This window comes from Gordonia namibiensis NBRC 108229 (genome assembly GCF_000298235.1).
Classification (GTDB): domain Bacteria; phylum Actinomycetota; class Actinomycetes; order Mycobacteriales; family Mycobacteriaceae; genus Gordonia; species Gordonia namibiensis.
Map to the genome: position 1 here is coordinate 1 of NZ_BAHE01000008.1, position 25,031 is coordinate 25,031.

The 25,031-nt window shown below is 66.9% G+C and carries 28 protein-coding genes and 1 other RNA gene; 18 read left to right on the top strand and 11 right to left on the bottom strand.

Annotation, left to right across the window (positions count from 1 at the left end):
• Positions 1 to 131: 131 nt before the first annotated feature.
• A complete protein-coding gene (locus GONAM_RS03925) occupies positions 132 to 1,970 on the bottom strand; it encodes a flavin-containing monooxygenase (RefSeq protein WP_040535331.1) in 1,839 nt (612 codons plus the stop codon).
• Positions 1,971 to 2,133: 163 nt separating this feature from the next.
• On the opposite strand from GONAM_RS03925, the gene GONAM_RS03930 reads away from it, so the two are divergent.
• Complete coding sequence (locus tag GONAM_RS03930) at positions 2,134 to 3,369, top strand: helix-turn-helix domain-containing protein (RefSeq protein WP_006865479.1); 1,236 nt, start codon at positions 2,134 to 2,136, stop codon at positions 3,367 to 3,369.
• 113 nt (positions 3,370 to 3,482) lie between these two features.
• Here the strand turns inward: GONAM_RS03930 and GONAM_RS03935 are convergent, their stop codons facing one another.
• On the bottom strand, positions 3,483 to 4,169 hold the full coding sequence (locus GONAM_RS03935; RefSeq protein WP_006865480.1) for a response regulator: 687 nt from the start codon (positions 4,167 to 4,169) through the stop codon (positions 3,483 to 3,485).
• Positions 4,166 to 5,335: a sensor histidine kinase gene (locus tag GONAM_RS03940; protein ID WP_006865481.1), complete on the bottom strand. Its 1,170-nt coding sequence runs from the start codon at positions 5,333 to 5,335 to the stop codon at positions 4,166 to 4,168. Before GONAM_RS03940 ends, GONAM_RS03935 begins: the two co-directional genes overlap by 4 nt.
• Positions 5,336 to 5,497: 162 nt before the next feature.
• On the opposite strand from GONAM_RS03940, the gene GONAM_RS03945 reads away from it, so the two are divergent.
• From GONAM_RS03945 to GONAM_RS03970, 6 genes are all read left to right on the top strand, one after another.
• Positions 5,498 to 6,103, top strand: coding sequence for a universal stress protein (locus GONAM_RS03945; RefSeq protein WP_040535333.1), 606 nt, complete (start codon positions 5,498 to 5,500; stop codon positions 6,101 to 6,103).
• Between the two features lie 20 nt (positions 6,104 to 6,123).
• The gene (locus tag GONAM_RS03950) at positions 6,124 to 6,735 is read left to right on the top strand and encodes an MSMEG_1061 family FMN-dependent PPOX-type flavoprotein (protein WP_006865483.1); all 612 of its coding nucleotides are present in this window, start codon (positions 6,124 to 6,126) and stop codon (positions 6,733 to 6,735) included.
• A 148-nt stretch (positions 6,736 to 6,883) separates the two neighbouring features.
• Positions 6,884 to 8,764, top strand: a complete 1,881-nt coding sequence (locus GONAM_RS03955) for a propionyl-CoA synthetase (RefSeq protein ID WP_006865484.1) — start codon at positions 6,884 to 6,886, stop codon at positions 8,762 to 8,764.
• 14 nt (positions 8,765 to 8,778) lie between these two features.
• Positions 8,779 to 9,261 carry a DUF6790 family protein gene (locus GONAM_RS03960; protein WP_006865485.1) on the top strand — a complete coding sequence of 161 codons (483 nt, stop codon included), beginning with the start codon at positions 8,779 to 8,781 and terminating at the stop codon, positions 9,259 to 9,261.
• Positions 9,262 to 9,276: 15 nt separating this feature from the next.
• Positions 9,277 to 9,741: a fluoride efflux transporter CrcB gene (crcB, locus tag GONAM_RS03965; RefSeq protein ID WP_006865486.1), complete on the top strand. Its 465-nt coding sequence runs from the start codon at positions 9,277 to 9,279 to the stop codon at positions 9,739 to 9,741.
• Entirely contained in the window at positions 9,726 to 10,106 is a 381-nt protein-coding gene (locus GONAM_RS03970) for a fluoride efflux transporter FluC (protein WP_006865487.1), read from the top strand. Before crcB ends, GONAM_RS03970 begins: the two co-directional genes overlap by 16 nt.
• Positions 10,107 to 10,184: 78 nt before the next feature.
• Here GONAM_RS03970 and GONAM_RS03975 read toward each other — a convergent pair whose 3' ends face one another.
• Both GONAM_RS03975 and GONAM_RS03980 read right to left on the bottom strand, forming a co-directional pair.
• Positions 10,185 to 11,408, bottom strand: coding sequence for an acyl-CoA dehydrogenase family protein (locus tag GONAM_RS03975; RefSeq protein ID WP_006865488.1), 1,224 nt, complete (start codon positions 11,406 to 11,408; stop codon positions 10,185 to 10,187).
• Between the two features lie 27 nt (positions 11,409 to 11,435).
• On the bottom strand, positions 11,436 to 12,803 hold the full coding sequence (locus GONAM_RS03980) for an acyl-CoA dehydrogenase family protein (RefSeq protein WP_040535373.1): 1,368 nt from the start codon (positions 12,801 to 12,803) through the stop codon (positions 11,436 to 11,438).
• Positions 12,804 to 12,964: 161 nt separating this feature from the next.
• On the opposite strand from GONAM_RS03980, the gene GONAM_RS03985 reads away from it, so the two are divergent.
• A complete protein-coding gene (locus GONAM_RS03985; RefSeq protein WP_006865490.1) occupies positions 12,965 to 13,423 on the top strand; it encodes a DUF2752 domain-containing protein in 459 nt (152 codons plus the stop codon).
• Between the two features lie 18 nt (positions 13,424 to 13,441).
• Positions 13,442 to 14,101 (top strand): MBL fold metallo-hydrolase, encoded by a 660-nt coding sequence (locus tag GONAM_RS03990; protein WP_006865491.1) that lies wholly within the window; start codon positions 13,442 to 13,444, stop codon positions 14,099 to 14,101.
• Here GONAM_RS03990 and hisN read toward each other — a convergent pair.
• On the bottom strand, positions 14,098 to 14,919 hold the full coding sequence (hisN, locus tag GONAM_RS03995; protein WP_006865492.1) for a histidinol-phosphatase: 822 nt from the start codon (positions 14,917 to 14,919) through the stop codon (positions 14,098 to 14,100). The two genes, GONAM_RS03990 and hisN, sit on opposite strands and share 4 nt — an antisense overlap.
• 19 nt (positions 14,920 to 14,938) lie before the next feature.
• On the opposite strand from hisN, the gene GONAM_RS04000 reads away from it, so the two are divergent.
• From GONAM_RS04000 to smpB, 7 genes are all read left to right on the top strand, one after another.
• The gene (locus GONAM_RS04000) at positions 14,939 to 15,340 is read left to right on the top strand and encodes a hypothetical protein (protein WP_006865493.1); all 402 of its coding nucleotides are present in this window, start codon (positions 14,939 to 14,941) and stop codon (positions 15,338 to 15,340) included.
• Positions 15,341 to 15,370: 30 nt separating this feature from the next.
• Complete coding sequence (gene prfB, locus GONAM_RS04005) at positions 15,371 to 16,486, top strand: peptide chain release factor 2 (protein WP_040535376.1); 1,116 nt, start codon at positions 15,371 to 15,373, stop codon at positions 16,484 to 16,486.
• Entirely contained in the window at positions 16,483 to 17,448 is a 966-nt protein-coding gene (locus GONAM_RS04010; RefSeq protein ID WP_006865495.1) for a mechanosensitive ion channel family protein, read from the top strand. Before prfB ends, GONAM_RS04010 begins: the two co-directional genes overlap by 4 nt.
• A complete protein-coding gene (locus GONAM_RS04015) occupies positions 17,448 to 17,945 on the top strand; it encodes a hypothetical protein (protein ID WP_006865496.1) in 498 nt (165 codons plus the stop codon). Before GONAM_RS04010 ends, GONAM_RS04015 begins: the two co-directional genes overlap by 1 nt.
• A gap of 89 nt (positions 17,946 to 18,034) precedes the next feature.
• Positions 18,035 to 18,721 (top strand): cell division ATP-binding protein FtsE, encoded by a 687-nt coding sequence (gene ftsE, locus GONAM_RS04020; RefSeq protein WP_005198440.1) that lies wholly within the window; start codon positions 18,035 to 18,037, stop codon positions 18,719 to 18,721.
• A 55-nt stretch (positions 18,722 to 18,776) separates the two neighbouring features.
• Complete coding sequence (gene ftsX, locus GONAM_RS04025; RefSeq protein WP_006865497.1) at positions 18,777 to 19,685, top strand: permease-like cell division protein FtsX; 909 nt, start codon at positions 18,777 to 18,779, stop codon at positions 19,683 to 19,685.
• Positions 19,686 to 19,772: 87 nt separating this feature from the next.
• The gene (gene smpB, locus GONAM_RS04030; protein WP_006865498.1) at positions 19,773 to 20,249 is read left to right on the top strand and encodes an SsrA-binding protein SmpB; all 477 of its coding nucleotides are present in this window, start codon (positions 19,773 to 19,775) and stop codon (positions 20,247 to 20,249) included.
• An 18-nt stretch (positions 20,250 to 20,267) separates the two neighbouring features.
• Here smpB and GONAM_RS04035 read toward each other — a convergent pair whose 3' ends face one another.
• Positions 20,268 to 20,627 (bottom strand): hypothetical protein, encoded by a 360-nt coding sequence (locus GONAM_RS04035; protein WP_006865499.1) that lies wholly within the window; start codon positions 20,625 to 20,627, stop codon positions 20,268 to 20,270.
• 157 nt (positions 20,628 to 20,784) lie between these two features.
• Between GONAM_RS04035 and GONAM_RS04040 the strand changes: the two genes are divergently transcribed.
• Complete coding sequence (locus GONAM_RS04040) at positions 20,785 to 21,330, top strand: TetR/AcrR family transcriptional regulator (protein WP_006865500.1); 546 nt, start codon at positions 20,785 to 20,787, stop codon at positions 21,328 to 21,330.
• A 202-nt stretch (positions 21,331 to 21,532) separates the two neighbouring features.
• Positions 21,533 to 21,908: a transfer-messenger RNA gene (ssrA, locus tag GONAM_RS22335) on the top strand.
• A 132-nt stretch (positions 21,909 to 22,040) separates the two neighbouring features.
• Here ssrA and GONAM_RS22550 read toward each other — a convergent pair.
• The 4 genes from GONAM_RS22550 to GONAM_RS04055 form a co-directional block, all read right to left on the bottom strand.
• Positions 22,041 to 22,196, bottom strand: a complete 156-nt coding sequence (locus GONAM_RS22550; RefSeq protein ID WP_006865501.1) for a DUF6131 family protein — start codon at positions 22,194 to 22,196, stop codon at positions 22,041 to 22,043.
• 133 nt (positions 22,197 to 22,329) lie between these two features.
• Positions 22,330 to 23,205, bottom strand: a complete 876-nt coding sequence (locus GONAM_RS04045) for a metal ABC transporter permease (protein WP_006865502.1) — start codon at positions 23,203 to 23,205, stop codon at positions 22,330 to 22,332.
• Positions 23,202 to 23,975, bottom strand: coding sequence for a metal ABC transporter ATP-binding protein (locus GONAM_RS04050; protein WP_006865503.1), 774 nt, complete (start codon positions 23,973 to 23,975; stop codon positions 23,202 to 23,204). The genes GONAM_RS04045 and GONAM_RS04050 overlap by 4 nt, the downstream gene beginning before the upstream one ends.
• Positions 23,972 to 24,895, bottom strand: coding sequence for a metal ABC transporter substrate-binding protein (locus GONAM_RS04055; protein WP_006865504.1), 924 nt, complete (start codon positions 24,893 to 24,895; stop codon positions 23,972 to 23,974). The genes GONAM_RS04050 and GONAM_RS04055 overlap by 4 nt, the downstream gene beginning before the upstream one ends.
• Positions 24,896 to 25,031: the final 136 nt, after the last annotated feature.

Below are 25,031 nucleotides of genomic sequence, written 5' to 3' on the forward strand. Positions count from 1 at the left end.
GCCAGGATGTAGAAACACTGCGGCTCTAGCGCGCACAACTTCTACAAACTCCCCGAGCCGGCCGGCACACCACAGACAATGAGAATGCCCCGCTACCTTCTGGTCACGGGGCATTCGTCGTCTGCACGTACTCAGTTGAGGTGATGGACCTCGGCCAGTCCGTAGACCGGGGTGTCGAGGCCCTCATACCGAGCCTTCAGCTGGAGAGCCAGGTATAGCGAGTAGTGGCGGGACTGATGCAGATTGCCGCCGTGGAACCAGAGGCCCGGCTGCTGCGTCGGCTTCCACATGTTGCGCTGCTCGCCCTCCCACGGGCCGGGGTCCTTCGTGGTGTCGGAGCCCAGACCCCAGACCTTGCCGACGCGATCCGCGACGTCCTGTCCCATCAGGTCGGCAGCCCAGCCGTTCATCGATCCGAATCCCGTTGCGTAGACGACGACGTCGGCCTCGAGCTCGGTGCCGTCGGCCAGGACGACCGAGTTCTCGGTGAGGTGGTCGAGCTGCCCCTGGACGAGCTTGATGGTGCCGTTGGCGATGAGCTCGCTGGCGCCGACGTCGATGTAGTAGCCCGAGCCGCGTCGTAGGTACTTCATGAACAGGCCCGAGTCGTCGTCGCCGAAGTCGAGTTTGAAGCCGGCGGCCTCGAGGCGGTCGTAGAACTCCTTGTCCTGCTCGCGTATCTGGTTGTACACCGGCACCTGGAACTCATGCATGATCCGGTAGGGCAGCGAGGCGAAGGTGAGATCGGCCTTCTTGGTCGTCATACCGGAGGCGACAGCCTCCTCGCTGTAGAGCCCACCCAGTGCGATCGACCGGAGCGAGTCGGACTTCACGATGTGTGTAGACGAGCGCTGCACCATCGTGGCGTCGACGCCGTTGTCGACGAGCGCCTTGCAGATGTCGTGGGCGGAGTTGTTCGACCCGATCACGACGACCTTCTTGCCGGCGTAGGAGTCCGGGCCCGGGTGCTGACTGGAGTGGTGCTGCTCGCCGGCGAAGATGTCCTGCCCCGAAACCGTGGGGATCGAGGGCTTGCCGGACATACCCGTAGCGAGCACGAGCTGCGTCGGGTGGAGTGTCAGTCGTTCGCCGTCGCGGTTGAGCTCAACTGTCCAGCGTTCTTGCTCCTCGTCGTAGTTCGCCGAGAGACAGGTGGTCTTGCTCCAGTAGGGGACCTCCATGACCTTGGTGTAGAACTCGAGCCAGTCACCGATCTTGTCCTTGGGAGCGAACACCGGCCAGTTCTCCGGGAAGGGGAGGTAAGGGAGGTGGTCGTACCAGACCGGATCGTGCAGGCACAGCGACTTGTATCGCTTGCGCCACTGGTCGCCGGGGCGCTCATGGCGGTCCACGACGATCGACGGCACTCCGAGCTGACGGAGGCGCGCTCCGAGCGCGATGCCACCCTGTCCGCCGCCGATGACGAGGACGTAGGGCTGTGCAGTCCGACCGAGTTCACGTTCTTCGTCGGCCTTCTTCTCGGCCCACGAGCGGGTGTCCGGATCGGAGCCGTGCACAGCCCCGAGCACGCGGGTGGGGCCGCGGTTCTCCTCGTATCCCTTCAGCTCCTGCATGGTGGTGAGGAGCGTCCAGGCGCGGTCGATGCCGTCGGCGTCCGGGCGGATGCGCACATGGCCCTCGCAGCGTCCGACGGCGGTCTCGAAGGAGAGGAAGGCCGACGCCACGCCGTCCCCGTCGTCGGTGGCGTCCTCGGTCGTCGCGAAGCCGGCGGGACGGGTGTCGGCCAGACGTGCGGTCAGCATGTCGCTGATCTGTTCGTGTCCCTCAACGGTCTTGATGTTCCAGGTGAAGGCCGTGAGATCACGCCAGTAGCTGTCGGTGAGGAACGCACTTGTCGCACGCCCTACATCCAGTGCGGCGAGCGCGGCTTCGAACTCCTCCAGCCACGCGTCGACGCGCTGCTGCGGGGTGCGGCCGGTGCTGACGACCGGCTCCATCGTCTGGGTCATGGTCTCTCCTCGTGCAGTTCGGGGTGGCCGCCGACAGTGACGCGGGCCACAGTGTTGCTGAGGACAGCAGACGCCCCGGGTGCCCACCGCGGCAAGGGTTGCAGCCCGTTGCGACCTACCCCCTCGTTGCACCGGTTCTGTGACGTGACGCACAATCGTCGTGATGACGATTTCCGACCATGTCTCCGATCTGGAGCCTGCCGTCCAGGCCGGCGACGATCCGCGGGAGTTCGCCCACGTCCTGAGCGCCGTCCATGACGCGGCGATGTCAGGTGGGCGGATGCCGGCTCGTCCGCGGGCCGTCATCGACGACTCGTGGCAGCGGCTCCGCAGGGCAGGTCTGTCGCCGGACGCCGACACTGCGGTCGAGCGGGGCCTCGATGTCGAGGAACTCGAAGAGCGGCGGCGTCAATCGGGACTGCACGAGGTCGTCGACGAACTCGCTCGCAATCTGGACTCGCTGATCGCCGACGGGGACAACATTCTGGTCATCGCCGATGCGCGGGGTCACGTGCTGTGGCGGAGCGGGTCGTCGAGAGTGCTGCATCGTGCTGATCAGCTGGGGTTCATCGAGGGTGCCGACTGGGCTGAGGGCTCGGTGGGCACCAATGCGATCGGCACCGCCCTGATGTCCGGCAGGTCCATCCAGGTGTTCTCCGCCGAGCATTTCGTCCGAAGTCATCACTCGTGGACGTGCACCGGCGCGCCGATCAAGGACCCGCGCACCGGGGAGATTCTGGGCGTCGTGGACGTCAGCGGTCCGGCTGCGACGATCCACCCGACCACGCTGGCTCTCGTGCATGCAGTGGCCCGACTGGCGGAGTCGCAGTTGCGGGAACAGCATCACCGACGGCTCGACTGTCTCCGGGCGGTGGCTGCACCGATTCTCGCCCGCTCGCCGGGGCCGGCGCTGGCCGTCGACGTCGACGGGTGGGTGGCGGCCGTGGATGCGGTGTCCCCGCGTTCGCGGCTGGTGTTGCCGCGTGGCGTCGGACCGGGCCGGTCCTTCTTCGGTGCACTCGGCGAATGTGACGTCGAGGCGCTACCGGGCGGCTGGCTCGTGCGCGTGGCCGACGCCGCGGATAGGTCGACGACGCGGGTTTCCATGCGCACGGTGATGACCGCCGCCGGGGGAGAGTCCGTCGAGGTCTCGGTCGAGGGAGCCAGCGGCGGGTGGACCCACCGGTGTTCGCCCCGGCACGGCGACATCCTCACCTATCTCGCGCGACACCGCAGCGGGGTCACCGCGGCGCAGATGTCGACCCACCTCTTCGGCGTCGACGACCGGACGGTGACCGTCCGCGCCGAGATGTCGAGGCTGCGCAAGCGTTTCGGTGGTCTGTTGATGGCGGGACCGTACCGTTTCGCCGACGGCGTCGAGGTCCGCCTGGTCGGCTGAAGACCACCTCCGCAAAGACCTTCGGTAACGGTACGGCGGACACATCGTCGTCGACGACCCTGCTGAGGGCGCAGCTCACGGGCCCAGCTCAGGGGCGGATCCCAGCGGCCCGCTCAGTCGTATTCGGCCAGGACGAGTCCCCGGTCGTAGGCGTAGACGATCGCCGCGGCGCGGTCCCGTAGGTCGAGCTTGGTGAAGATGTGGTTCACGTGGCTCTTCACCGTCACCTGCGAAATACCCAGTGCTGAACCGATTTCTCCGTTCGTCAGACCGCGAGCGATCAGGCGCAGGACGTCGGTCTCGCGTTCGGTCAGGTCCGGTGCGGTCGAGGTCTGTTCGCGTCCGGCCCGTCGGAAACCGTTCAGCACGCGTTCGGTGACGGCGGGATCGAGGAAAGCGCCGTCGCGAACGACGGCTCTTACTGCCCAGATCAGCGCCTCAGCAGGCGAGTCCTTGAGGATGAAACCCGCAGCACCCGCTCGCAGCGCACCGGACAGCAGATCGTCGTCGTCGAAGGTGGTCAGCACCAGCACCGGCGGCGGTTCGCGAAGTGTTCGTAGCATCGTCGTGGCGGTGATGCCGTCGATGTTGCGCATGCGCAGGTCCATCACCACGATGTCGGGCCGGTGTTCGGCCACGGCCGCGAGAACCTCTGAGCCGTCGGCACATTCGCCGACGATGTCGAACCCGTCGCGGAGCCGGAGGATGCGTCGCAATCCGGTGCGGATCAGTTCCTGGTCGTCGACCAGCAGTACACGGATCGGATCGGCGTCGATGTCGGTGGGACCGGTGGTGGTCATACGCCGAGCCCGTCGGTCATGACCCGGGTCGGCAGCGAGGCCCGTACTTTCCAGGTCCCGTCGTTGTGGCAGGTCTCGAGGGTGCCGCCGAGCAGAGCGGCCCGTTGCGTCATGCCGTCGATCCCGGCGCCGTCGCGGTCTCTCGCCGGTCCATTGAGGTATGGATTCTCGACGGCGATCTCGACCGAGTCACCCACGGTGACACTCACCGTGGCCCGGTTGGCGGTCGAGTGTTTGACGACGTTGGCGAGGGATTCCTGGGTGATCCGGTACAGCGCCGCGGCGACCGGATCGGGGAGTGAGGCGAGGTCGCCGTCCACGCGGTAGGAGACGTGGATGCCCGCCTTCCGGTAGTCGTCGATCAGTGCGGCGAGATCGCGGTCGCCGGCCGGCGTCGTGGGCGGTTGCTCCTCGTTCGCGCCGAGCACGTGCACGATGTTCCGGATCTCGGACATGGCCTGGCGGCCCTGGCGTTCGGCGTCGGTCAGGGCGTCGATCGCCTCGTCGACGTCGCGATCCTGTTCCAGGGCTCGCCGCGCGCCGGTGACGTTGAGCATGGTGATCGACAACGAGTGCGCGATGACGTCGTGGATCTCCCGGGCGATGCGGCGCCGTTCATCGCTGGCGGCGCGATCGGCGCGCTCACGTAGAACGCGGGCGCGGTTGTCGGACAGACGTTTCTGGATCAGGACCATATAGCCGATCAGCCACCCGCAGGCGACGCCCAGCGCGTACAACGCGGGGGACCCGAGGTCACCGAGGATGCCGAACGCGACGACCAACGCGACGCACAGCACCGCGACGCGGATTCCGGTGCGCAGCGAGTACATCGCGGCGCCGATTGCCGCCGTGAGGATCAGCTGAAGGGGCGCGGCATCGTTGGGTACCGGGACCATCAGGAAGCACAGAGTGCTCGCGAGGACCGTGAAGCAGACGTAGGTCGACGGCGGCACGCTGAGATCGAGTACGAGAGTGGCGCATGCGAGCACGAGTCCCGCGATCACCCAGCCGGGATGCTCGAACGGGTATCGCTGGGCCGCTGAGACCACGGTGACGGCCACGCTCGCCGACAGGATGACCGCCGGGTACAGCGGCGGGTAGTCCCCGCCGGCCCGCTCGACCCGGCGGCGTAGCTCGGCGCCGAGAGCTGCTGTGAAGCTCGTCACCGTTCCAGGATAGGTCCGCAGCCGGTCCCCACCTCCGCCCGTCGATGGATTCTGTTCTCCACCCACGGGTGGAGAGCGGTTCATCCCGCGGCATGGCGATTTGGCGCCGACGTCTCCATAGCGTTGTGAGCAGCACGTTTCCACCATCAGAGAGAGGACGAGATGATGATGCTCCCAGGAGGCAACGGCTCGCGATGGGTCGCGTCGCCCGCTGTATCGGAACCACCCGGGCTGTCCACGCGGCGGCCGGTGCTCGTCGGGGTGTCCGGTAGCGAGGCGTCGCGCCGGGCCCTGAAGGCCGCGGTGAAGGCAACCGGCGGAACAGCTGACCTCATCCTGGTCTGCGCCACACGACGTAGCCGGCGCGAGCAGGCCCCGACCGCACTCCACGATGCACTCAAGGATGAGTCCTACCTGCTCACCGGACAGGCCGCGGTCGCCGAGCAGCTGCGGACCGCACGTGAACTGGCCATCTGGCTCGGTGCCGGGTCGGTGGTGACCCACACCGGCTACGGAGATCCGCCGACCGTGGTGGAACACGCTGCGGACCGCTTCGACGTCGGGACGGTAGTGCTCGGCACGGCGAGTGGCCGTCCGGGCTCGACGGCGCGTGCACTTGCGCGACGCCTCGGCGCCGGGGTGGATCTCGTTGTCACCAACGGGGTCACCCATCATCGTCGCCAGACCACCACGCGCGCGGCGTCGTTGCGGACCGTCCGCCGAGTACCGGGCTGGGTTGTGCCGCAACGAGGCCTCGCCGTTCACTGATCGCGTGACAGGATGTGCCCATGCACATCACCGACGAGGCACGTCTTCGGGAGATCGTCGGGCATCCTGTCGATCTGGTCCGCAACAAGGTGAAGCCGACCCTGTCGGAGATCCACCGGGAGTGGCTCGCCGAATCTCCCATGGTCTTCCTGGCGACCTCGGACGAACACGGTCGGATCGATGTGTCCCCCAAGGGCGACCCGCGGGGAAAGGTCGTCCACGTCGTCGACGACTCCCGCATCGCCATCCCCGAGCGGCCGGGTAACAAGCGGGTCGACGGGTACCTCAACATCCTTCGAAACCCCCACGCGGGCACGGTCTTCCTGATCCCCGGGCGCGGAGACACGCTGCGGGTCAACGGCCGGGCCCGCATCGTCGACGATGGCGACTACTTCGACGACCTGGCGGTCAAGGGCGTGCGGCCGATCCTCGCGGTGGAGATCGACGTCGAAGAGGTCTTCTTCCACTGCGCCAAGGCGTTCCTGCGGTCGGATCTGTGGAAACCGGAGAGTTGGACCCCCGACGTGCTGCCGTCGCCCGCCGCGATCACGAAACAGGTGATGCCGGAGGTCGACGAGGCGGCGCTGGAGAAGCGGTACTCGGAGGAGAACTTCCGCAAGATCCTGTACTAGCCCTTCGACGACCGTTCGTCGCGCGGGGGCGACCGGTCGGCGCAGGTCGCGCGACCCGATTTGGTGTCGGACGTCACACCGATACGCTCTAGGGGCGGCGCGACACGTGAGGGTGTCCCGCCATGAGCGCGCGGACGAAAGGATGGCCATGGGCCAGTACAGCGAAGCATTCACCCAGGCCGTCGACGATCGGGAAGGCTTCTGGCTCGAGGCCGCGAAGGCCGTCGACTGGACCACCGAGCCCACCCGCGCCCTCGACGACTCGGCCGCGCCGTTCTACCGCTGGTTCCCCGGCGGCGAGCTGAACACCTCGTACAACGCCCTCGACCGCCACGTCGCGGCCGGACAGGGTGACCGTACGGCCCTCATCTGGGACTCGGCGATGGTCGGCGAGGTCCGCCGCTACACCTACGCCGAACTGCTGGACGAGGTGTCCCGGTTCGCGGGCGTCCTCGCTGCCCGCGGCATCACCTCCGGCGATCGCGTCGTCATCTACATGCCGATGATCCCGGAGGCCGCCATCGCGATGCTGGCCTGCGCGCGGATCGGTGCCGTGCACTCGGTGGTCTTCGGCGGCTTCGCCGCACCCGAGCTCGCCACCCGAATCGACGACGCCGAGCCGGTCGCGATCGTGACCGCCTCCGGTGGTCTCGAACCCGGACGCGCGGTCGAGTACCTGCCGATGGTGGCCAAGGCGATCGAACTGTCGGCCGACGCGCCGCAGACCGTCATCGTCAAGGACCGTCCCGAGATCGCCGGTTCCGCTGCCGATCACGACGGGTGGCTGGACTGGGACACGGCGATGGCCGACGCGCAGGCCGCCGATCCGGTACCGGTTGCCGCGACCGATCCGCTCTACATCCTCTACACCTCCGGCACCACCGGAAAGCCCAAGGGTGTGGTCCGCGACAACGGAGGCCACGCCGTCGCGCTGACCTGGTCGATGAAGAACATCTACGACATCTCCGCGGGCGACGTCTGGTGGACGGCCTCCGACGTCGGCTGGGTCGTCGGCCACTCCTACATCGTCTATGCGCCGCTGCTCGTTGGTGCGACGACCGTGATGTACGAGGGCAAGCCGGTCGGAACCCCGGACGCAGGCGCCTTCTGGCGGGTCATCTCCGACCACGGCGTCAAGGCGCTCTTCACCGCACCGACCGCGATCCGCGCCGTCCGCAAAGCCGACCCGAACGCCGAAGAGCTGGCGAAGTACGACGTGTCGTCCCTGCAGACGTTGTTCGCCGCAGGCGAGCGACTCGACCCCGACACCTTCACCTGGGCGTCGAACACCCTCGGCGTCCCGGTCGTCGACCACTGGTGGCAGACCGAGACCGGCTGGGCGATCGCGGCGAATCTCCGTGGCCTGGAACCGATGCCGATCAAGGCGGGTTCGCCCACCGTGCCGGTACCGGGTTATGCCGTGGGCGTCGTCGATGCCGAGGGCAAGCCGGTGTCGGCCGGGGAAGAGGGCAGCATCGTCATCGAGTTGCCGCTGCCGCCGGGGACGCTCGCCGGTCTGTGGCGCGACGAGGACCGCTACCGCAAGTCCTACCTGGCCGCCTTCGACGGTTACTACCTCACCGGCGACTCCGGTTACGTCGACGAAGACGGCTACGTGTTCGTCCTCGGCCGCTCCGACGACGTGATCAACGTTGCCGGACACCGCCTTTCGACCGGAAGCATCGAAGCTGTGGTGGCGTCGCACCCGGCCGTCGCCGAGTGCGCGGTCATCGGCATCCACGACGACCTCAAGGGGCAGCGGCCGAGCGGGTATGTGGTGCTCAAGTCCGGCGTCGACATCGAGGCCGACACGCTGCGCAGTGAACTCGTGGCCAAGGTGCGTGAGGAGATCGGCGCGGTCGCAACCTTCCGCGACGTGACCGTGGTGCCGGCCTTGCCGAAGACGCGGTCGGGCAAGATCCTGCGCAAGACGATGCGCCAGATAGCCGATCACGAGGAGTACACGGTTCCGTCGACCATCGAGGACCCGGACGTGCTGACCGCGCTCGCCGAACAGCTGAAGGGCTGAGAAGGTCCGACGCCGTGAGCGACCGCATCCTCCGTATCGCGATAGCCGTCGTCCCCTTCGTCGGACTCGTCGGCACGGTCGTCATGACCGTGATCGATGCGCTGTCACCGGGAGGTGACCTCGGCCGGGATCTGCTCGAGAACTCGGTGCTGTGGATGATCGGCGTGCAGGGCTGGATGACCGGCTGTGGACACATGTTCTTCGGTGAGCCGATCGCGGACTCGATCGGCTGGCCGTCGAAGACGCCGTGGCAGTGGGAGGTCGGGCTCGCGAGTCTCGCGACCGGTGTCCTGGGTGTGATCGCGTCGGGGTTCGGCGACGAGTTCACCCTGGCCACGATCATCGCGTTCTCCGTGTTCTACCTGGGCGCCGCAGTCGGGCACGTGCGAGAGATGGTGACCAGGCGAAACTTCAAGCCGGGCAACGCCGGACCGATCTTCTTCTTCGACGTCCTGGTGCCGGTCTACCTGATCGTGTTGTACACCGTCGTCACCTAGCGCAGACTGGGTCGCGTGCAGGTGGACAAGCACGACGAACTCCCCGTCGACCCCGACGAACGTCCGCTGCACCTGCGCGTGCACGCTCTGGCGTGGGTGTTCGCGGGCGGGCTGATCGGTACGGGCGTGCGGTACTGGGCGGAGGAGACGTTTCCCTCCGCCGAGGGGCACTGGCCGTGGGCGACTTTCGCGGTCAACGTCATCGGTGCGTTGGTCCTAGGTGCGCTCCTCGAACTGCTTGCCCGCCTCGGGCACGACGAGGGGTGGCGTCAGCGGGTGAGGCTCTTCGGCGGTACCGGCATCTGCGGGGCGCTGACGACCTACAGCACCTTCGCACTGGAGATCTCGGAACTGACACGGGCCTCGGCGGTCGTGACCGCACTCGCGTATGCGGTGGTCAGCGTCGTCCTCGGTCTGCTGGCGTCAGCCAGTGGCATCGCGCTCGCCTCGGGGTTCGCGACTCGATGGGCACGACGTTGATCGCCCTGGCCGTGATGGTTGCGGGAGCGCTGGGCGCGGTGACGCGCTTCGTCGTCGACGGCGCGGTCAAGTGGAAGTGGCCGACCATCACCCCGTGGGGCACCTTCGTCATCAACGTGAGCGGTTCGGCGCTGCTCGGTGTACTCGCCGGTCTGGTGCTGTTCCACGGTGCACCGCATGAACTGCAGGCGATCATCGGGACCGGATTCTGCGGTGGCTACACGACTTTCAGCACCGCCAGCTTCGAGGTCGTCCGCCTGGCGGAGAACAAACAGCGACTGGTCGCCGGTGCGTACGCAGTCCTCACCCTGCTCGTGTCGGCGGCGGCGTGCGCAGCGGGTTTGGCTGTGGTCTGGGCGGTCTGAGGCGAGCCGTCTCTCGACAGCGAATCGGCCCCGCCACCTCGATGAGGTGGCGGGGCCGAATGCTGTTGCGTCAGGCGCTCACTTGAGCTCGGCGCTGCTCTTGTTGAGCACGCGGCGGGCGATGATGAGGTTCTGGATCTGCTGGGTGCCCTCGAAGATGTCCAGGATCTTCGAGTCGCGCGCCCACTTCTCCACCAGCAGGCGCTCGGAGTAGCCGAGCGTGCCGGTCAGCTCGACCACCTTGTTGGTGATGTCGGTGACGGTGCGTCCGGCCTTGGCCTTCGACATCGACGCCTCGGTCGAGTTGGGCTGCTTGTTGTCGGCCATCCACGCAGCACGCATGGTGTGCAGGTAGGCGGCCTCGAAATCGGCTTCCATGCGCAGGAACTCGGCGGCCGCGGCGTGCTGGTCGGCGGCCGGGCGGTCGTAGTCGACCTCGATGCCGGCCTCGTCGAGGATGCGACGCAGCTCCTCGAGCGCTGCACGCGCGACACCCACGGCCATACCCGCGACGAGGGGACGCGTGTTGTCGAAGGTCTGCATGACCCCGCCGAAGCCCTTCTTGGTGTCGACCTCGGGGGAGCCGAGCAGGTTCTCCTTGGGGATGCGGCAGTTCTCGAAGCGGATGACCGCGGTGTCGGAGACGCGGATGCCCAGCTTGTGTTCCAGGCGAACGACTTCCACACCGGGATGCTCACGCGGAACCACGAAGCTCTTGATGGCGGCACGGCCGAGGCTCTTGTCGACGGTCGCCCACACGACGATGTGGGTGGCGCGCGAGCCGGCGGTCACGAAGATCTTCTCGCCGTTGATGACGTACTCGTCGCCGTCGAGGGTCGCGGTGGTGCTCACCGCGGCCGAGTCGGAGCCGAAGCTGGGTTCGGTGATCGCCATTGCGGCCCACACCTTGCCGAACTGTTCGAGCTGCTCGTCGGTGGCGACCGCGGCGATCGCCGAGTTGCCCAGGCCCTGATAGGGGATGGAGAGCATGAGGCCGACGTCGCCCCACGAGGTCTCCATGACGTTCACGACGGACTGCATGTTGCCGCCGTTGACGACCTGGCCCTCAGCCTTGGGTTTGGCCTTCTTCTGCTGGCTGCGACCGCCGTCGGCGCCCGCACCGGCCTGGCCGGTCTCCGAGAGGCCGTCGTAGAGGCTGGCCAGGGTGTCGAGCTCGACCGGGTAATCGTGTTCGCGCAGATCGTATTTGCGCGAGATGGGTCGGAAGATCTCCGCCGCCGCCTGATGTGCCTGATCGATGGTGACGTGCAGCTTCTTCGGGAGTTCGAGATTGATGCTCATGTCAGATTCCTTGGGTCAGGAGACGGTCTAGAGGACGACGATGCCTTCGCCGATACCTGCGCCGCGCAGGTCGCGGTACCAGCGCTCGACCGGGTGCTCCTTGGTGAAGCCGTGACCGCCGAGGAGCTGGACCCCGTCGAGGCCGATCTGCAGGCCCTTGTCGATCGTCAGCTTGCGGGCGAGGGCGGCTTCGCGGGCGAAGCTCAGGCCCTGCTCGGCGCGAGCGGCGCCGCGCAGCGTGACCAGCCGGATCGAGTCGACCTCGGTCGCCATGTTGGCGACCATGAACGCCACCGCCTGGCGGTTGGAGATCGGCTCGCCGAAGGCCTCGCGCTCGTTGACGTAGGGGATGACGTAGTCGAGGACGGCCCGCGCGGTGCCGGCGGCCAACGCCGACCAGCCCAGACGCGAGAGGCGCACGACGTCGCGGTAGGCGGCGCCGGCGGCGTCGCCCTCGCCGGCGATCAGTGCCGATTCCGGAACGGCGACATCTTGCAGGAGCAGGCGGCCCATGCCGGCGGCGCGGACGCCCATGCCCGGGTCGGCCTCGACGATCAGTCCCTTGGAGTCGGATTCGACGATGAACAGTGCGGGCTTGCCGTCGAGCTGGGCGCCGACGATGAACAGCTCCGACGAGCCGGCGGCCGGGACGAACGACTTCACGCCGTTGAGGCGATAGCCGCTCGGCACACGGGTTGCCTTGGTGTTCAACGAGAATGCGTCGAACAGCGGCCTCGGCTCGGCGATGACGACGGCCGACTGCGGCACGTTCTCGCCGGCGAAGTCGGGCAGGTAGGTGCGCTGCTGGGAGTCGGTGCCGAAGTTGGTGAGGGTGGTGGCCACGCCACTGGGTGCGAGCAGCGGGAGCGCAAGTCCCATGTCGCCGTAGGCCATCGCCTCGGCGACGAGTGCGTTGGTGACCACGCCGCGCTCGGTGGCCGCGCCGTCGAAGTCCTCTGGCACGTTGATCATCGTGATGCCCAGCTCGGCCGAGCGCTTGACGATGTCCTCGGGCGCGGTGGCCGAGGCATCGGCGTCGTATGCGGCGGGGCGCAGGATCTCGGTGGCGAAGTCCTTCACCGTCTCCGCGATCATCTGCTGCTCGTCGTCAGGTGTGAGGTTGAAGTAGTCCTTGGGTGCGGTGGTCAGACGCTTGGCGTCGCCCGAACCGCCCTGGACAGCCTTGAACGCGCGGTTCGCCGCACCGAGGGTCTGGAACCCGGTCTTGGTGGCCTGGTAGGCGACGCGGTTGATGGGCTCGCGGATCTTGTACTTGTCGGCGAACTCCGAACCCGTCACCGTCGACAGCACACGCATCGCGGTGCCGATGAAGTTGCGGGGATGCGGGTTTCGGCCGACTGCGGAGGTGTCGCGCGGTTCGGTGTGAGTTGTCATGATCACCAGCCGTTTCTTCCAGTAGCCCCGATCAGGGGCCTCTGCACGAGTTTTTACGGACCGATCTTACTCGGTAGTAAGTCCAAACCTTACTCCGTAGTAAGAAGTTTGTCACCTACTTGTCCGACGCCGTCGTACGGCCTGCGCGCTAGGCTGGCCGGGTGACCGTGGAAGCCCGCTCCGACCTGCGCTTATCGCCGACCGGCGCACTCGGCGCGGCGGTCGTCGGACTGTCCGGTGCCGCGGCGGTCGGAGCCGCCTGCGCGTTCACCCCCGCCGGCATCGCCGAGGGACCGGGAATCTGCCCGTTCGCGTTCATGACGGGCCTGCCCTGCCCGGGGTGTGGGCTCACCCGCAGCTGGGTGGCGTTCATGCACGGCGACAGCGGGGCGTCGTTCCGGTTCAATGTCTTCGGCCCGATCCTGCTCATCCTGACGATCGTCACCGTCAGCCTCGCGGTCGCAACCCTGGTGCGGCGGAGGCGTTCTCCGCTCGAGGGCTGGCGCGACGTGGTGCTTGGTCGTGCCGGCGCCATCCTCCTGGGGGCGTGGCTGACCTACGGACTGGTGCGCATCGTCGATGCCGCGGCGGGTTGGGGGATCTTCCCGATCGTGGTGTGAAGAAGGCAGAGTGGATGCATGCAGATCACCCACTTCGGCCATTCCTGTCTGCTCGTCGAGATCGACGGGACCAAGGTGCTCTTCGATCCGGGCAACTTCTCGCACGGCTTCGAGGGCATCAGCGGTCTCGACGCCATCCTGATCACCCATCAGCACCCCGACCATTGCGACGTCGCCAAGCTGCCCGACCTCGTCGAGGCCAACCCCGACGCCGTCCTCTACGCCGACCCGCAGACCACGGCACAGCTCAACGGCGACGACGTGGCCGGCGCCTGGACCGCGGCACAGGGAGGTGACCAGATCGAGATCGGTTCGCTCACCGCACGATTCACCGGCGGGCGGCATGCGGTCATCCACCCGGAGATCCCGGTCATCGACAATGTCGCCTACATCCTGGGCACCGCCGAGAAGCCGGGACAGTTCATGCATCCGGGCGACTCGTTCTACATCCCCTTCGAGCACGTCGATGTCCTCGCGCTGCCCTCGGCGGCGCCGTGGATGAAACTGAGCGAATCCGTCGACTACCTCCGCGCGATGGCGCCGCGGGTCGCGGTCCCGATCCACCAGGCGGTCTTGTCCGACGCGGGTTCAGCCGTCCATTACGCCCGGCTGTCGGACATGAAGGACGACGCGACCGAGTTCAAGGTGCTCGACGAGGAGACCGGTACGGAGGTCTAGGGCCGCAGCGCGGCGAGCACCTCGTCGTGCAGGAGTCCGTTGGTGGCGACGGCACTGCCGCCGGCCGGGCCGGGGGTTCCGTCGAGTGCGGTGAACCGACCGCCGGCCTCGCGGACGAGGATGTCGAGGGGTGCGAGGTCCCAGAGGGAGACCTCGGGTTCGGCAGCGATGTCGACCGCGCCCTCGGCGACGAGGCAGTAGTTGAAGAAGTCGCCGTAGCCGCGCACGCGCCAGACCTGGTCGGTGAGATCGACGAAGCGGTCGCGGATGCCGCGGTCGGCCCAGCCGGAGAGGCTCGAGAAGGCCAGGCTCGACGACGACAGGTCGGCGACGCCCGACACCGAGAGCTCGCGGGCGTCCTCGCCGTCGAAACAGGTGTGGGCGCCGAGACCGCCGGCGGCCCACCAGCGTCGGCGCAGCGCGGGTGCGGACACCACGCCGACCGTCGGCACACCGTCGACGAGCAGGGCGATCAGGGTGGCCCACACCGGGACGCCGCGCACGAAGTTCTTGGTGCCGTCGATGGGGTCGATGACCCACTGACGACCGGACAGGGCGGCGTCTCCACCGAACTCCTCACCGAGAACCATGTCGGCGGGCCGGCGGGCGGCAAGCCGTTCGCGGATGAGCGTCTCGCAGGCGAGGTCGGCGTCGGAGACGGGCGTGAGGTCGGGTTTGTCGTCGACGCGGAGGTCGACCGCACCGAACCGGTCCATGGTCAGCACATCGGCGGAATCGGCGAGCGACAGTGCGAGTTCGAGGTCGTCGTCGTAGCTCTGTGAGGTGCTGGGGTTCTTCGGACCGGAGTCGGCGGACATGCCCGGTAGGGTAGCCCTCATGCTGCTCACCGTGACGTTCACCCTGTTGCTCGCCGCGCTGGTGGTGGTGCTGGTCATGCAGTGGCAGCGGGGACGCAACCCACGGGCCATGTCCGCCGGGAAGGCCTCGCAATATGTGCAGGGCACGCTGACGATCGTCGGTGTCTCCGACAACCAGTCCGATCCGCAGAGCGCCACGGACAAGAACGGTCAGCGCTTCTACACCATCACCGGGACCATCGTCGGACCCGAGACCAACCCGTCCGAGGTGTACGGAACCCTCGTGCTCGGGCCGGATGATCCGTGGCCGCAGGTGGGCGACGACCTGCCGGTGATCTACAAGCCGCACAAGGCCGTCACGTCCTGGCAGTTCGGCGTCCTGCCCGATCCGCAGCCGCCCACGGGGCCTGACGCTGTCTGACCCGGCCCGCGGTCGGTACTCTGGATGATTGTGCATCCCGACGTAGCCGCAGACCTCGAATCCCTCGACGCCACCCTGACCACCGTGGAAAAGGTGCTCGACCTCGAGGAGCTCCGTCGTCGAATCGACGAGCTGGAGATGCAGGCCTCGGATCCCGACCTGTGGAACGACCAGGACCACGCGCAGAAGGTCACCAGCGAGCTGTCGCACGCGCAGTCCGAACTCCGCAAGGTCTCCGAGCTGCGTCAGCGCCTCGAGGACCTGCCCGTGCACTACGAGCTCGCCGACGCCGAGGAGGGCGAGGACAAGACCGCGGCCCTGGCCGACGCCGACGAGGAGCGGGCCAGCCTGCGTGCCGACATCGAGGCCATGGAGGTCAAGACGATGCTCGCGGGTGAGTACGACTCCCGCGAGGCCGTGGTCAACATCCGTTCCGGCGCCGGTGGCGTCGACGCCGCCGACTGGGCGCAGATGCTAATGCGCATGTACATCCGCTGGGCCGAGCGGAAGGGCTACGGCGTCGAGGTCTACGACACCTCCTATGCAGAAGAGGCCGGCCTCAAGTCCGCGACCTTCGCCGTCAAGGCGCCCTACATGTACGGCACCCTCTCGGTGGAGCAGGGCACCCACCGACTTGTGCGGATCAGCCCGTTCGACAACCAGAGCCGTCGTCAGACCTCGTTCGCCGAGGTCGAGGTGCTGCCGGTGGTCGAGACCACCGACCACATCGACGTCGACGAGAACGACATCAAGGTCGACGTCTACCGCTCGTCGGGCCCCGGCGGCCAGTCGGTCAACACCACCGACTCCGCCGTGCGCCTGACCCACATCCCGACCGGCATCGTCGTGACCTGTCAGAACGAGAAGAGCCAGCTGCAGAACAAGGCGTCGGCCATGCGCGTGCTGCAGGCCAAGCTCCTCGAGCGCAAGCGCCAGGAGGAGCGCGCCGAACTCGACGCGCTCAAGGGCGACGGCGGCTCGAGCTGGGGCAACCAGATGCGGTCCTACGTGCTGCACCCGTACCAGATGGTCAAGGACCTGCGGACGGGCGTGGAGGACAACAACCCCACCGCGGTGCTCGACGGCGAGCTCGACAAGTTCATCGAGGCCGGCATCCGCTGGCGGATGGCGTCTGCCGAAGCGTGACCGTGACCTCGGGAGCCGAGTTGCTGGCCGCTGCGCCGTCCCCGACCGAGATCCTCATCGGTCGGGTTTATGTCTGGCTGGCCACGAACGGCCTCGAGATCGTCATCTGGATCCTGGGTGCGGTGCTGCTGGCCCGCGTCATCCGGTGGTTCGCGGGCAAGTACGCCAATCGGGTCGAATCGCGGTTCTCCACCAGCGATCTGATCGTTCAGACCGAGGACGCCAAACATCGTCGGGCGCTGGTCGACGTGGTGGCGTGGTCGCTGATCGTCGGCATCGCCATCGTCGTCATCGTCCACATCCTCGGGGTGTTCGGGATTCCGCTCAGCGGACTCACCGGACCGACCGCAGTCATCGGTGCTGCCCTCGGTTTCGGCGCGCAGCGCATAGTGCAGGACATCCTGGCCGGCTTCTTCGTCGTCGCAGAAAAGCAATATGGCTACGGCGACGTGGTGAACCTGACCGTGACCGGCAATGCGCCGGCGGAGGGCACCGTCGAGGACGTGACCCTACGGGTGACCAAGCTCCGCACCACCGAGGGCGAGGTCATCACCGTTCCCAACGGCCAGATCATCAAGGCCACCAACCTGTCTAAGGACTGGGCGCGCGCCGTCGTCGACGTGCCGGTGCCCTCCGAGGCCGACATCGGGCTCGTCAACGACACGCTCGACCGGGTCGGCCGCCAGTTCTACGAGCTGCCGCGCTGGCACGACCTGCTGCTCGATGCGCCGTCGTCGTTGGGCGTGATCAGCCTCGAACTCGACTCCATCACCGTGCGCATGGTGACGCGAACCCTGCCGGGCAAGCAGTTCGAGGTGGGCCGAGCGCTGCGCGTCCACATCATCCGCGCCCTCGCCCGCGAGGGGATCACGGTGCCGGCCGGGCGTGAGGTCCAGGCTGCGGGCGGACCGCCGGCGACCCTGGCCGATCAGACCGGTCGCGACCGGGACGAGGACGAGTGATGGCCGAATCCCAGGGCACCCAGTCCGATCAGTCGACGCCGGACGGCTCGGACGACGGTCGTCGTCGGCGCAACTTCCGATGGAATCAGCACATCGGAAGGACGTCGATCCGGATCAGCACGGCGATCCTCTTCGTCATCTTCATCCTCTTGTGCATCCTCTACGGCTACACCTCGCAGCGGTACGGTGTCGTCTCGCCGGAACCCCCGCGACCCGCACCGAGGACGTCGCACGTCGTCGAGGAACCCGCGTACACCGAGCCGCTGCCGTCGACGACCTACGAGGAGTCGACCTCGGAGACGCCGTCGGAGTCGTCGACCGACGAGCCGGGATCCGACGGCAGGACCGAGGGCGGGACCGACGCGCCGCTGCCGCCGGGGGAGACCCGGTCGCCGTCGCAGGAGTCCGCGCCGCGCAACACCATCCCGGGTCTGCCGGGCATCGAGATCCCGAATTTCGGTGCCCCGACGCCGACCACTCCGGTTCCGACACGCTGACTTCCGCGCAACCGCAGGTCAGTGCCATCTTCGACCCGGTGTGTTGCGCCTGAACGGACTCTCAGGCGGCGTCGTTACACTGGCTCATCGTGATCAAGCTGGAGAACGTCACGATGCAGTACAAGGCATCCTCTCGGCCGGCTCTGAAGGATTTGAGCTTCGAGGTCGACAAGGGGGAGTTCGCGTTCCTGATCGGTCCGTCCGGATCGGGCAAGTCGACGTTCTTCCGGTTGCTGCTCAAAGAGGACCGGCCGACGAGCGGCGACGTGTACCTCGGTGAGTTCCATGTCAACAAGATGCGGGCCCGTTCGGTTCCGAAGCTCCGCCAGTCGATCGGCTGTGTCTTCCAGGACTTCCGGTTGTTGCAGAAGAAGACCGTCGCCGAGAATGTCGCCTTCGCGCTCGAGGTGATCGGGCGACCGAAGTCGACGATCCAGCGCGTGGTGCCCGAGGTGCTCGAGTATGTCGGTCTCGAGGGCAAGCACGACCGCATGCCCAACGAGTTGTCCGGCGGCGAGATGCAGCGCGTGGCGATCGCCCGCGCGATCGTCAACCGCCCGCTCGTGCTGCTGGCCGACGAGCCGACCGGAAACCTCGATCCGGAGACCAGCGAGGAGATCGTCGACGTCCTCGACCGCGTCAACCGTCGGGGCACCACGGTGGTCATGGCCACCCACGACCGGCACATCGTCGACGCGATGCGCCGCCGTGTCCTCGAATTCGACAACGGGCAGCTCGTGCGCAACGACCCGCAGGGTGTGTACGGAATCGGCTGACGGCTCAGCCCACTCCCGACACACAACAACGACCCCCAAGGACGTCTGAGCAAGCATGCGAGCGAATTTCATCATCAGCGAGGTTCTCAACGGACTGCGCCGCAATGCGACGATGACCATCGCGATGATCATCACCACGGCGATCACGCTGGGTATGTTCGGCGGTGGCCTCTTGGTGATCCAGATGGCCGACAAGAGCCAGAAGATCTTCCTCGACCGGGTGGAGATGGAGTTCTACCTCAATCCCGAAGTCACCGAACGCGATCCGCAGTGTCAGGCCGATCCCTGCGCGCAGTTGCGACGGGGACTCGAGAACGAGCCCGGCGTCACCTCGGTGACCTACCTCGACAAGGACGAGGCCTACAAGCGTGCGAAGGAGATCTTCGCGAACAACCCGGACCTCGCCGAGAACATCGTCGAGGGCACACTGCCGGCGTCGTTGCGGGTGCGGGTGTCCGACCCGGCCCAGTTCGACGCGGTGCTCACCGAGTACGCGGGCCGAAAAGACCTGGGTGTGGACGCTTTCAAGGACGACCGTAAACTGGTGCAACGCATCTTCAGTGTGCTCGACGGGGTGCGCAACGCGACGTTCGCGATCGCCTCGGTGCTCGCGGTCGCGGCGATCTTGTTGATCATCAACACCGTTCAGATCGCGGCGTTCACAAGACGTACCGAAGTGTCGATCATGCGCCTGGTGGGCGCGACGCGGTGGTACACACAGCTGCCTTTCCTCCTGGAGGCGGTGGTGTCCGCCCTTGTCGGTGCGTTGCTCGCGATCGGTGGTCTGCTGCTCGCGAAGAAGTTCTTCTTCGACACCGCGCTGAAGGAGCTCTACGGCGTGAGCTTCTTCGCCCGCATCGAACTGGCGGACGTCTTGTTCGTCGCGCCGTGGCTGATCCTCGGCGGGATCGTGTTGGCGGGTGCGACGGCATATGTCACTCTTCGTGTGTACGTCCGGGAATGAGCGGACCCGCCGCCGGCGTTCCACACAGGCTTGACTACGGTCTATTCGACCCTGCCAGCCGTCGATCCACGAGGAGGTGAGTGCGCGATGCCCAAGGAAAAGGGACGCAACGTGATTGCCCAGAACCGCAAGGCGCGCCACAACTATGCCATCCTCGACGTCTACGAGGCAGGAATCGCTCTCGTGGGGACCGAGGTGAAGAGCCTGCGCGCGGGTAAGGCGTCCCTTGTGGACGCGTTCGCCACGATCGACGACGGCGAGGTGTGGCTGCATGCCCTGCACATCGCCGAGTACGGCCACGGTTCCTGGACCAACCACGCGGTCCGACGCAAGCGCAAGCTGCTGATGCATCGTCGGGAGATCGACAATCTGATCGGCAAGATCCGCGACGGAAACCTCACGCTCGTGCCGCTGTCGCTGTACTTCAACGACGGACGGGTCAAGGTCGAGCTGGCGCTCGCCCGCGGTAAGCAGGCGCACGACAAGCGCCACGACATCGCCAAGCGGACCGCGCAGCGTGAGGTCGAGCGTGAGGTCGGCCGTCGCGTGAAGGGGATGGGCTGACCGACCGGATCGGTCGATTCAGGCGGCCTTGTAGAGGCGCGTGCCCTCGGTCGCCGGCGGGATCTCGGCGGTCGCCGCCGGCGCGCGGCGGTAGGTGCGTTCGTATCGTTCGACGTCGGTACGCCGCAACGGGGGAGTGAGCGGGTCCGACGACACGTACACATCGCTGTCGCGGGTGGCCTCGCTGAGTCGGATCTGCATGCGGAACGCGGTGAGGGCACCTGCGAACAGACCGGCCATCGCGAGTCCGAACATCCACGACGGTGCATCGACGCCACCGGCAAGTGACATCACGAACAGTCCCAGGAACAGGAATCCGAGCAGCATCACCAGGTAAGCGGCGAAGGCGAACGATCTTGGACGGGGTGCGGAGCGCACGGCGAACAACCTCCTCGGGTAAACGGGTTCCGATACATAGTGTGTATCGCTACGGCGACTGTAGCGCAACACTCTGTGTAGCGGCTGAGCGTGCCGTGATATTCCTGAAGCACCGGTGCTCGACAGCGCCGGTTCCGACTGGAGAAGGGTTCCGCGCTTGCCTGCTGACAGCGGTCCGAAGATCATCACGGCTGCGCTGGAACTGCTGCGCACGAAGGGGCCGTCGGGCGTGACGATCGAGGCCGTCGCCGCCCACTCCGGCGTCGCCCGCACCACCATCTATCGCCGATACCGCAATCGCGACGAGATGCTCACCGCGGCGCTCGTCGCCGTGGGGACGCCGCCGGGTCTCGACGACGAGCTGTCGGGGGATCAACGCCTTCGATGGGTGGTCCGCCATGCGGCGTCGATGGTGTCCGACGGCATCGGCTTCGGTGGGATGGCGGCGCTGATCACCGACGCCGATCCCGCCTTCACCGAGATCTTTCGCACCGTGTTGTCGACGCACCGCGCCGACCTCACGAGAGTCATCGACGATGGCAAGAGTCGCGGACTCGTGGCTTCCACCGTGGACCCGGAGACGCTCATCGACAGCATCGTCGGAACACTCGTCGCGGAACGGGCCAGGTCGGGGAGCGTCGGCGACGACTGGGAGGACCGCGTCGTCGACATGTTCGCGCCGATCGTGCTCGCCGGTGGTTGAGCTCGGTTCTTCGCGCTGGTCGAGCGCCGTTCTTCCTGCTGGTTGAGCTGGCGTTCTTCTCGCTGGTTGAGCTCCGCTCTTCCCGCTGGTTGAGCTGGCGTTCTTCCCGCTGGTTGAGCTCCGTCGAAACCAGGAATGAAGTCCGCTGTCGGACTTGTTAGACTGAATTGCTCGCTGACTTCGGTCGGCGGGTACCTGTCTCGGGGCTGATCGGTTTCGACTACGTGCGTCGAGGTAGGGGAAGCGTGTCGGTGCAGGCTGGAGACCACCGTATAAGCGTCGCAGCAACCAATTAAGCGCCGATTCCAATCAGCGCGACTACGCCCTCGCTGCCTAAGTAGCGACGGCTAGTCTGTCGGCCCGGATTGTGCTCCCGAATCCGGATGCCGGCATCATCTCAGGGAGCTCACCGTCCTCGCCGGTCGCGGGCGAGGTCGGAACATCAAACAGCGACTGGGATCGTCATCTCGGCTTGTTCGCGTGACCGAGAGATCCAAGTAGAGACATAGCGGACTGCACACGGAGAAGCCCTACCAACACGACGGAGGACCCGGGTTCAATTCCCGGCAGCTCCACGGCCAGAGCGCCCCACCTGTTCGCAGGTGGGGCGCTTTGCGTACAGCGGCTTCTACAGGGTCGGTTCGGGAACCGAGCTGACCTCGGCGTTCGAGTGCGGCGTGAGCCTGGTGCCGACGCTCCGAAGGCCTATCTCAGTAGTAGTGGGCTCGACCGCCCACCGCGCGCCCGGTGGCACCGAGAACCGCGAGGATCACGCCGATCACGGCGACGATGATGCCCAGGGTCCACAGGATCGGGATGCCGAAGATGAATCCGAGAACAAGAAGGATGATTCCGAGGATGATCACCGCGCACACTCCGGAGGTCGCAGTTACTAGGATGCTCGACGCTGCTGCAAGCACCTTTCACGTTACCCCCGTCACACCCGACAATGCGCCGAACGATGACCGACCGTCGGACGCCGCTCGGTGTCGCCGCGGCTCAGGCCGCAGCCGCGTCGGCCAGCGCGTGCTCACGGTGACGACGTCGCTTGCTGATGACGCCGTGGGTCGGGCTGAACAGGAAGACGAGCAGGAACAGGATTCCCTGCACCAGCACGACCATGCCGCCGGGTGAGGTGTCCTGGTAGTAGGACACGTACAGGCCGATGACGCCGCACAGTGCCGAGGTGGCGGGCGCGATGACCAGCATGCGGGTGAAGCGGTTGGTGAGCATCTGCGCTGTCGCGCCGGGGATGATCAGCATCGCCACCACCAGCACGATGCCGACCACCTGCAGCGCGGTCACGGCGGTCAGAGCCAGCAGGGCGAGGAGTACCGCGCCCAGCAGCCTCGGGCTGAGGCCGATGGCGAAGGCGTGGGTGGGATCGAAGGCGTAGAGGGTGAAGTCGCGGCGCTTGAGCAGCAGGATCACCGCGACGATGGCACCGAGGATCGCGATCTGGATCAGATCCGACGCCGAGACACCGAGCAGGTTGCCGAAGATGATGTGGTTCAGGTCGGTCTGGCTCGGCGTCACCGAGATCAGGACCAGCCCGAGGGCGAACAGCGATGTGAAGACGATGCCGATTGCGGCGTCCTCTTTCACCCGGCCGCCGTCGCGGACCGCACCGATCATCGCCACCGCGAGGAACCCGAAGACCACCGCGCCGATGGCGAACGGGAATCCGACGATGTAGGCGAGCACGACTCCCGGCAGTACGGCATGGGAGACGGCGTCACCCATCAGCGACCAACCGATCAGCACCAGCCAGCACGACAACAGCGCGCAGACGACCGATGCGATCAGCGTCGCCCACAATGCCCGGGTCATGAAGGCGTAGGCGAAGGGGTCGAGGAGGTGGTCGACGATGCTCATGACGCCTCCTCCTGGCGGTCGCCGGGAGTCTGTACGGTCCGGTCCAGCGGGTCGAGCCCGAAGGCGCGCACCAGATTGTCGGTGGTGATCACCTCGGTGGGGTCACCCTGTGCGACGACCCGCCGCATCAGCAGGATCGCCTCGTCGGCGAGCGTCGGCAGAACCTGCAGATCGTGCGTGGACACCAGGATCGTCACACCCGAATCGGCGAGTTCGCGCAGCAACGCGGTGATGGTGGCCTCGGTGCGTTTGTCGACGCCGGCGAAAGGCTCGTCGAGCAACAGGATCGAGGCCTCCTGTGCGATGCCGCGGGCCACGAAGGCGCGCTTGCGCTGGCCACCGGAGAGCTGGCCGATCTGACGGTCGGCGTAGTCGGTGAGTTCCACGCGCGCGAGTGCTTTGTCGACGGCGTCGTGGTCGGCGCGCTTGGGTCGGCGGGTGAAGCCGAGATGGCCGTAGCGGCCGGTCATCACGACGTCGCGCACCGAGAGCGGGAACGTCCAGTCGATGTCCTCGGACTGCGGGACGTACCCGACGAGGCCGGACTTGCGAGCGGCGGCGGGGGATCTGCCGGCGAGTGTGACCGAGCCGGTGGTCGGGGTGACCGACCCGACGATGGTCTTGAACAGCGTCGACTTGCCCGATCCGTTCATGCCGACGAGCGCGCAGATGCGGCCCGTCGGCACGCGCACCGAGGCGTGGTCGAGCGCGAGGATGCGGCCGTAGCGCACCGTCACGTCGTCGACCTCGATGGCATGCGAGGTGATCATCGGATGTCTCCCGTCAGTCCCGACACGATGGTCCGGGCGTCGTGTCGGATCAGGTCGAGGTACGTGGGCACCGGGCCGTCGGCCTCGGAGAGGGAGTCGACGTACAGCGTGCCGCCGAAGCGGGCGTCGGTTGCGCCGACGACCTGCTGCATCGCCGCGTCGGAGACCGTCGACTCGCAGAAGACCGCCGGCACCCGGTTCTTGCGGACGAAGTCGATGGCCGCGGCGACCTGCTGCGGGGTGGCCTGCTGTTCGGCGTTGACCGGCCAGATGTAGCGCTCGGCGAGTCCGGCGTCGCGTGCGAGGTAGGAGAAGGCGCCCTCGCAGGTGACCAGCGCGCGTTCGTTGGGCGGCAGGTCGTCGAGTGCCGAGACCAGTTCGGTTTGTACCTGCTGCAGCTGCTCCTTGTACGACGCCCCGTTGGCCGCGAAGATCTCGGCGCCCTCGGGGTCGAGGTCGGTGAACGCCTCGACCAGATTGTCGACATAGATGCCGACGTTGACCGGGGACATCCACGCGTGCGGATTCGGTTTGCCCGCATAGGCATCCGAGGCGATGTCGATCGGATCGATGCCGTCGCTGGCCACCACGTGCCGAACGTCGAGCCCGTCGACGAACTGGCCGAACCACGCCTCGAGGTTGAGTCCGTTGTCGACGACGAGCGAGGCCGTCGCGGTGCGTCGTACGTCGCCAGGAGTGGGTTCGTAACCGTGGATCTCCGCGCCCGGCTTGGTGATCGACTCGACCCGCAGGCGATCTCCCGCGACATTAGACGCGATGTCGGCGAGCACGGTGAACGTCGTGAGCACGACCTTCTCGTCGGGGAGCCGGCTGGACAGGGTGCAGCCGGAGATGGCCGTGCACAGGGCAAGGATCAGCGCCCCGACGGACAGCAGTCGACGCGCGTGCACCTTGGGCATGCCGACACTATAGTTTCGGGAAGCCGAACTTTCTACCTCGGGGGAGCCGCAAACAGCATTCGTACGAAATCCGCCCCTGATAGACACCCTCCTGAGCGCGTCCGACGACGTATCGTCGCCGCCCCGGCTGTGGAGG

What these genes read in the sequence shown, in the direction of transcription:
- hisN (WP_006865492.1), bottom strand. Translation starts at nt 14,919, where the DNA reads ATGTCCGCCGACTCCGGTCCGAAGAACCCCAGCACCTCACAGAGCTAC.
- GONAM_RS03990 (WP_006865491.1), top strand. Translation starts at nt 13,442, where the DNA reads ATGCAGATCACCCACTTCGGCCATTCCTGTCTGCTCGTCGAGATCGAC.
- GONAM_RS03955 (WP_006865484.1), top strand. Translation starts at nt 6,884, where the DNA reads ATGGGCCAGTACAGCGAAGCATTCACCCAGGCCGTCGACGATCGGGAA.
- GONAM_RS03945 (WP_040535333.1), top strand. Translation starts at nt 5,498, where the DNA reads ATGATGATGCTCCCAGGAGGCAACGGCTCGCGATGGGTCGCGTCGCCC.
- GONAM_RS03950 (WP_006865483.1), top strand. Translation starts at nt 6,124, where the DNA reads ATGCACATCACCGACGAGGCACGTCTTCGGGAGATCGTCGGGCATCCT.
- GONAM_RS04050 (WP_006865503.1), bottom strand. Translation starts at nt 23,975, where the DNA reads ATGATCACCTCGCATGCCATCGAGGTCGACGACGTGACGGTGCGCTAC.
- GONAM_RS04045 (WP_006865502.1), bottom strand. Translation starts at nt 23,205, where the DNA reads ATGAGCATCGTCGACCACCTCCTCGACCCCTTCGCCTACGCCTTCATG.
- GONAM_RS03935 (WP_006865480.1), bottom strand. Translation starts at nt 4,169, where the DNA reads ATGACCACCACCGGTCCCACCGACATCGACGCCGATCCGATCCGTGTA.
- GONAM_RS03930 (WP_006865479.1), top strand. Translation starts at nt 2,134, where the DNA reads ATGACGATTTCCGACCATGTCTCCGATCTGGAGCCTGCCGTCCAGGCC.
- GONAM_RS03980 (WP_040535373.1), bottom strand. Translation starts at nt 12,803, where the DNA reads ATGACAACTCACACCGAACCGCGCGACACCTCCGCAGTCGGCCGAAAC.
- smpB (WP_006865498.1), top strand. Translation starts at nt 19,773, where the DNA reads ATGCCCAAGGAAAAGGGACGCAACGTGATTGCCCAGAACCGCAAGGCG.
- GONAM_RS03970 (WP_006865487.1), top strand. Translation starts at nt 9,726, where the DNA reads ATGGGCACGACGTTGATCGCCCTGGCCGTGATGGTTGCGGGAGCGCTG.
- GONAM_RS03925 (WP_040535331.1), bottom strand. Translation starts at nt 1,970, where the DNA reads ATGACCCAGACGATGGAGCCGGTCGTCAGCACCGGCCGCACCCCGCAG.
- GONAM_RS04055 (WP_006865504.1), bottom strand. Translation starts at nt 24,895, where the DNA reads ATGCCCAAGGTGCACGCGCGTCGACTGCTGTCCGTCGGGGCGCTGATC.
- GONAM_RS03975 (WP_006865488.1), bottom strand. Translation starts at nt 11,408, where the DNA reads ATGAGCATCAATCTCGAACTCCCGAAGAAGCTGCACGTCACCATCGAT.
- GONAM_RS04000 (WP_006865493.1), top strand. Translation starts at nt 14,939, where the DNA reads ATGCTGCTCACCGTGACGTTCACCCTGTTGCTCGCCGCGCTGGTGGTG.
- GONAM_RS04015 (WP_006865496.1), top strand. Translation starts at nt 17,448, where the DNA reads ATGGCCGAATCCCAGGGCACCCAGTCCGATCAGTCGACGCCGGACGGC.
- ftsX (WP_006865497.1), top strand. Translation starts at nt 18,777, where the DNA reads ATGCGAGCGAATTTCATCATCAGCGAGGTTCTCAACGGACTGCGCCGC.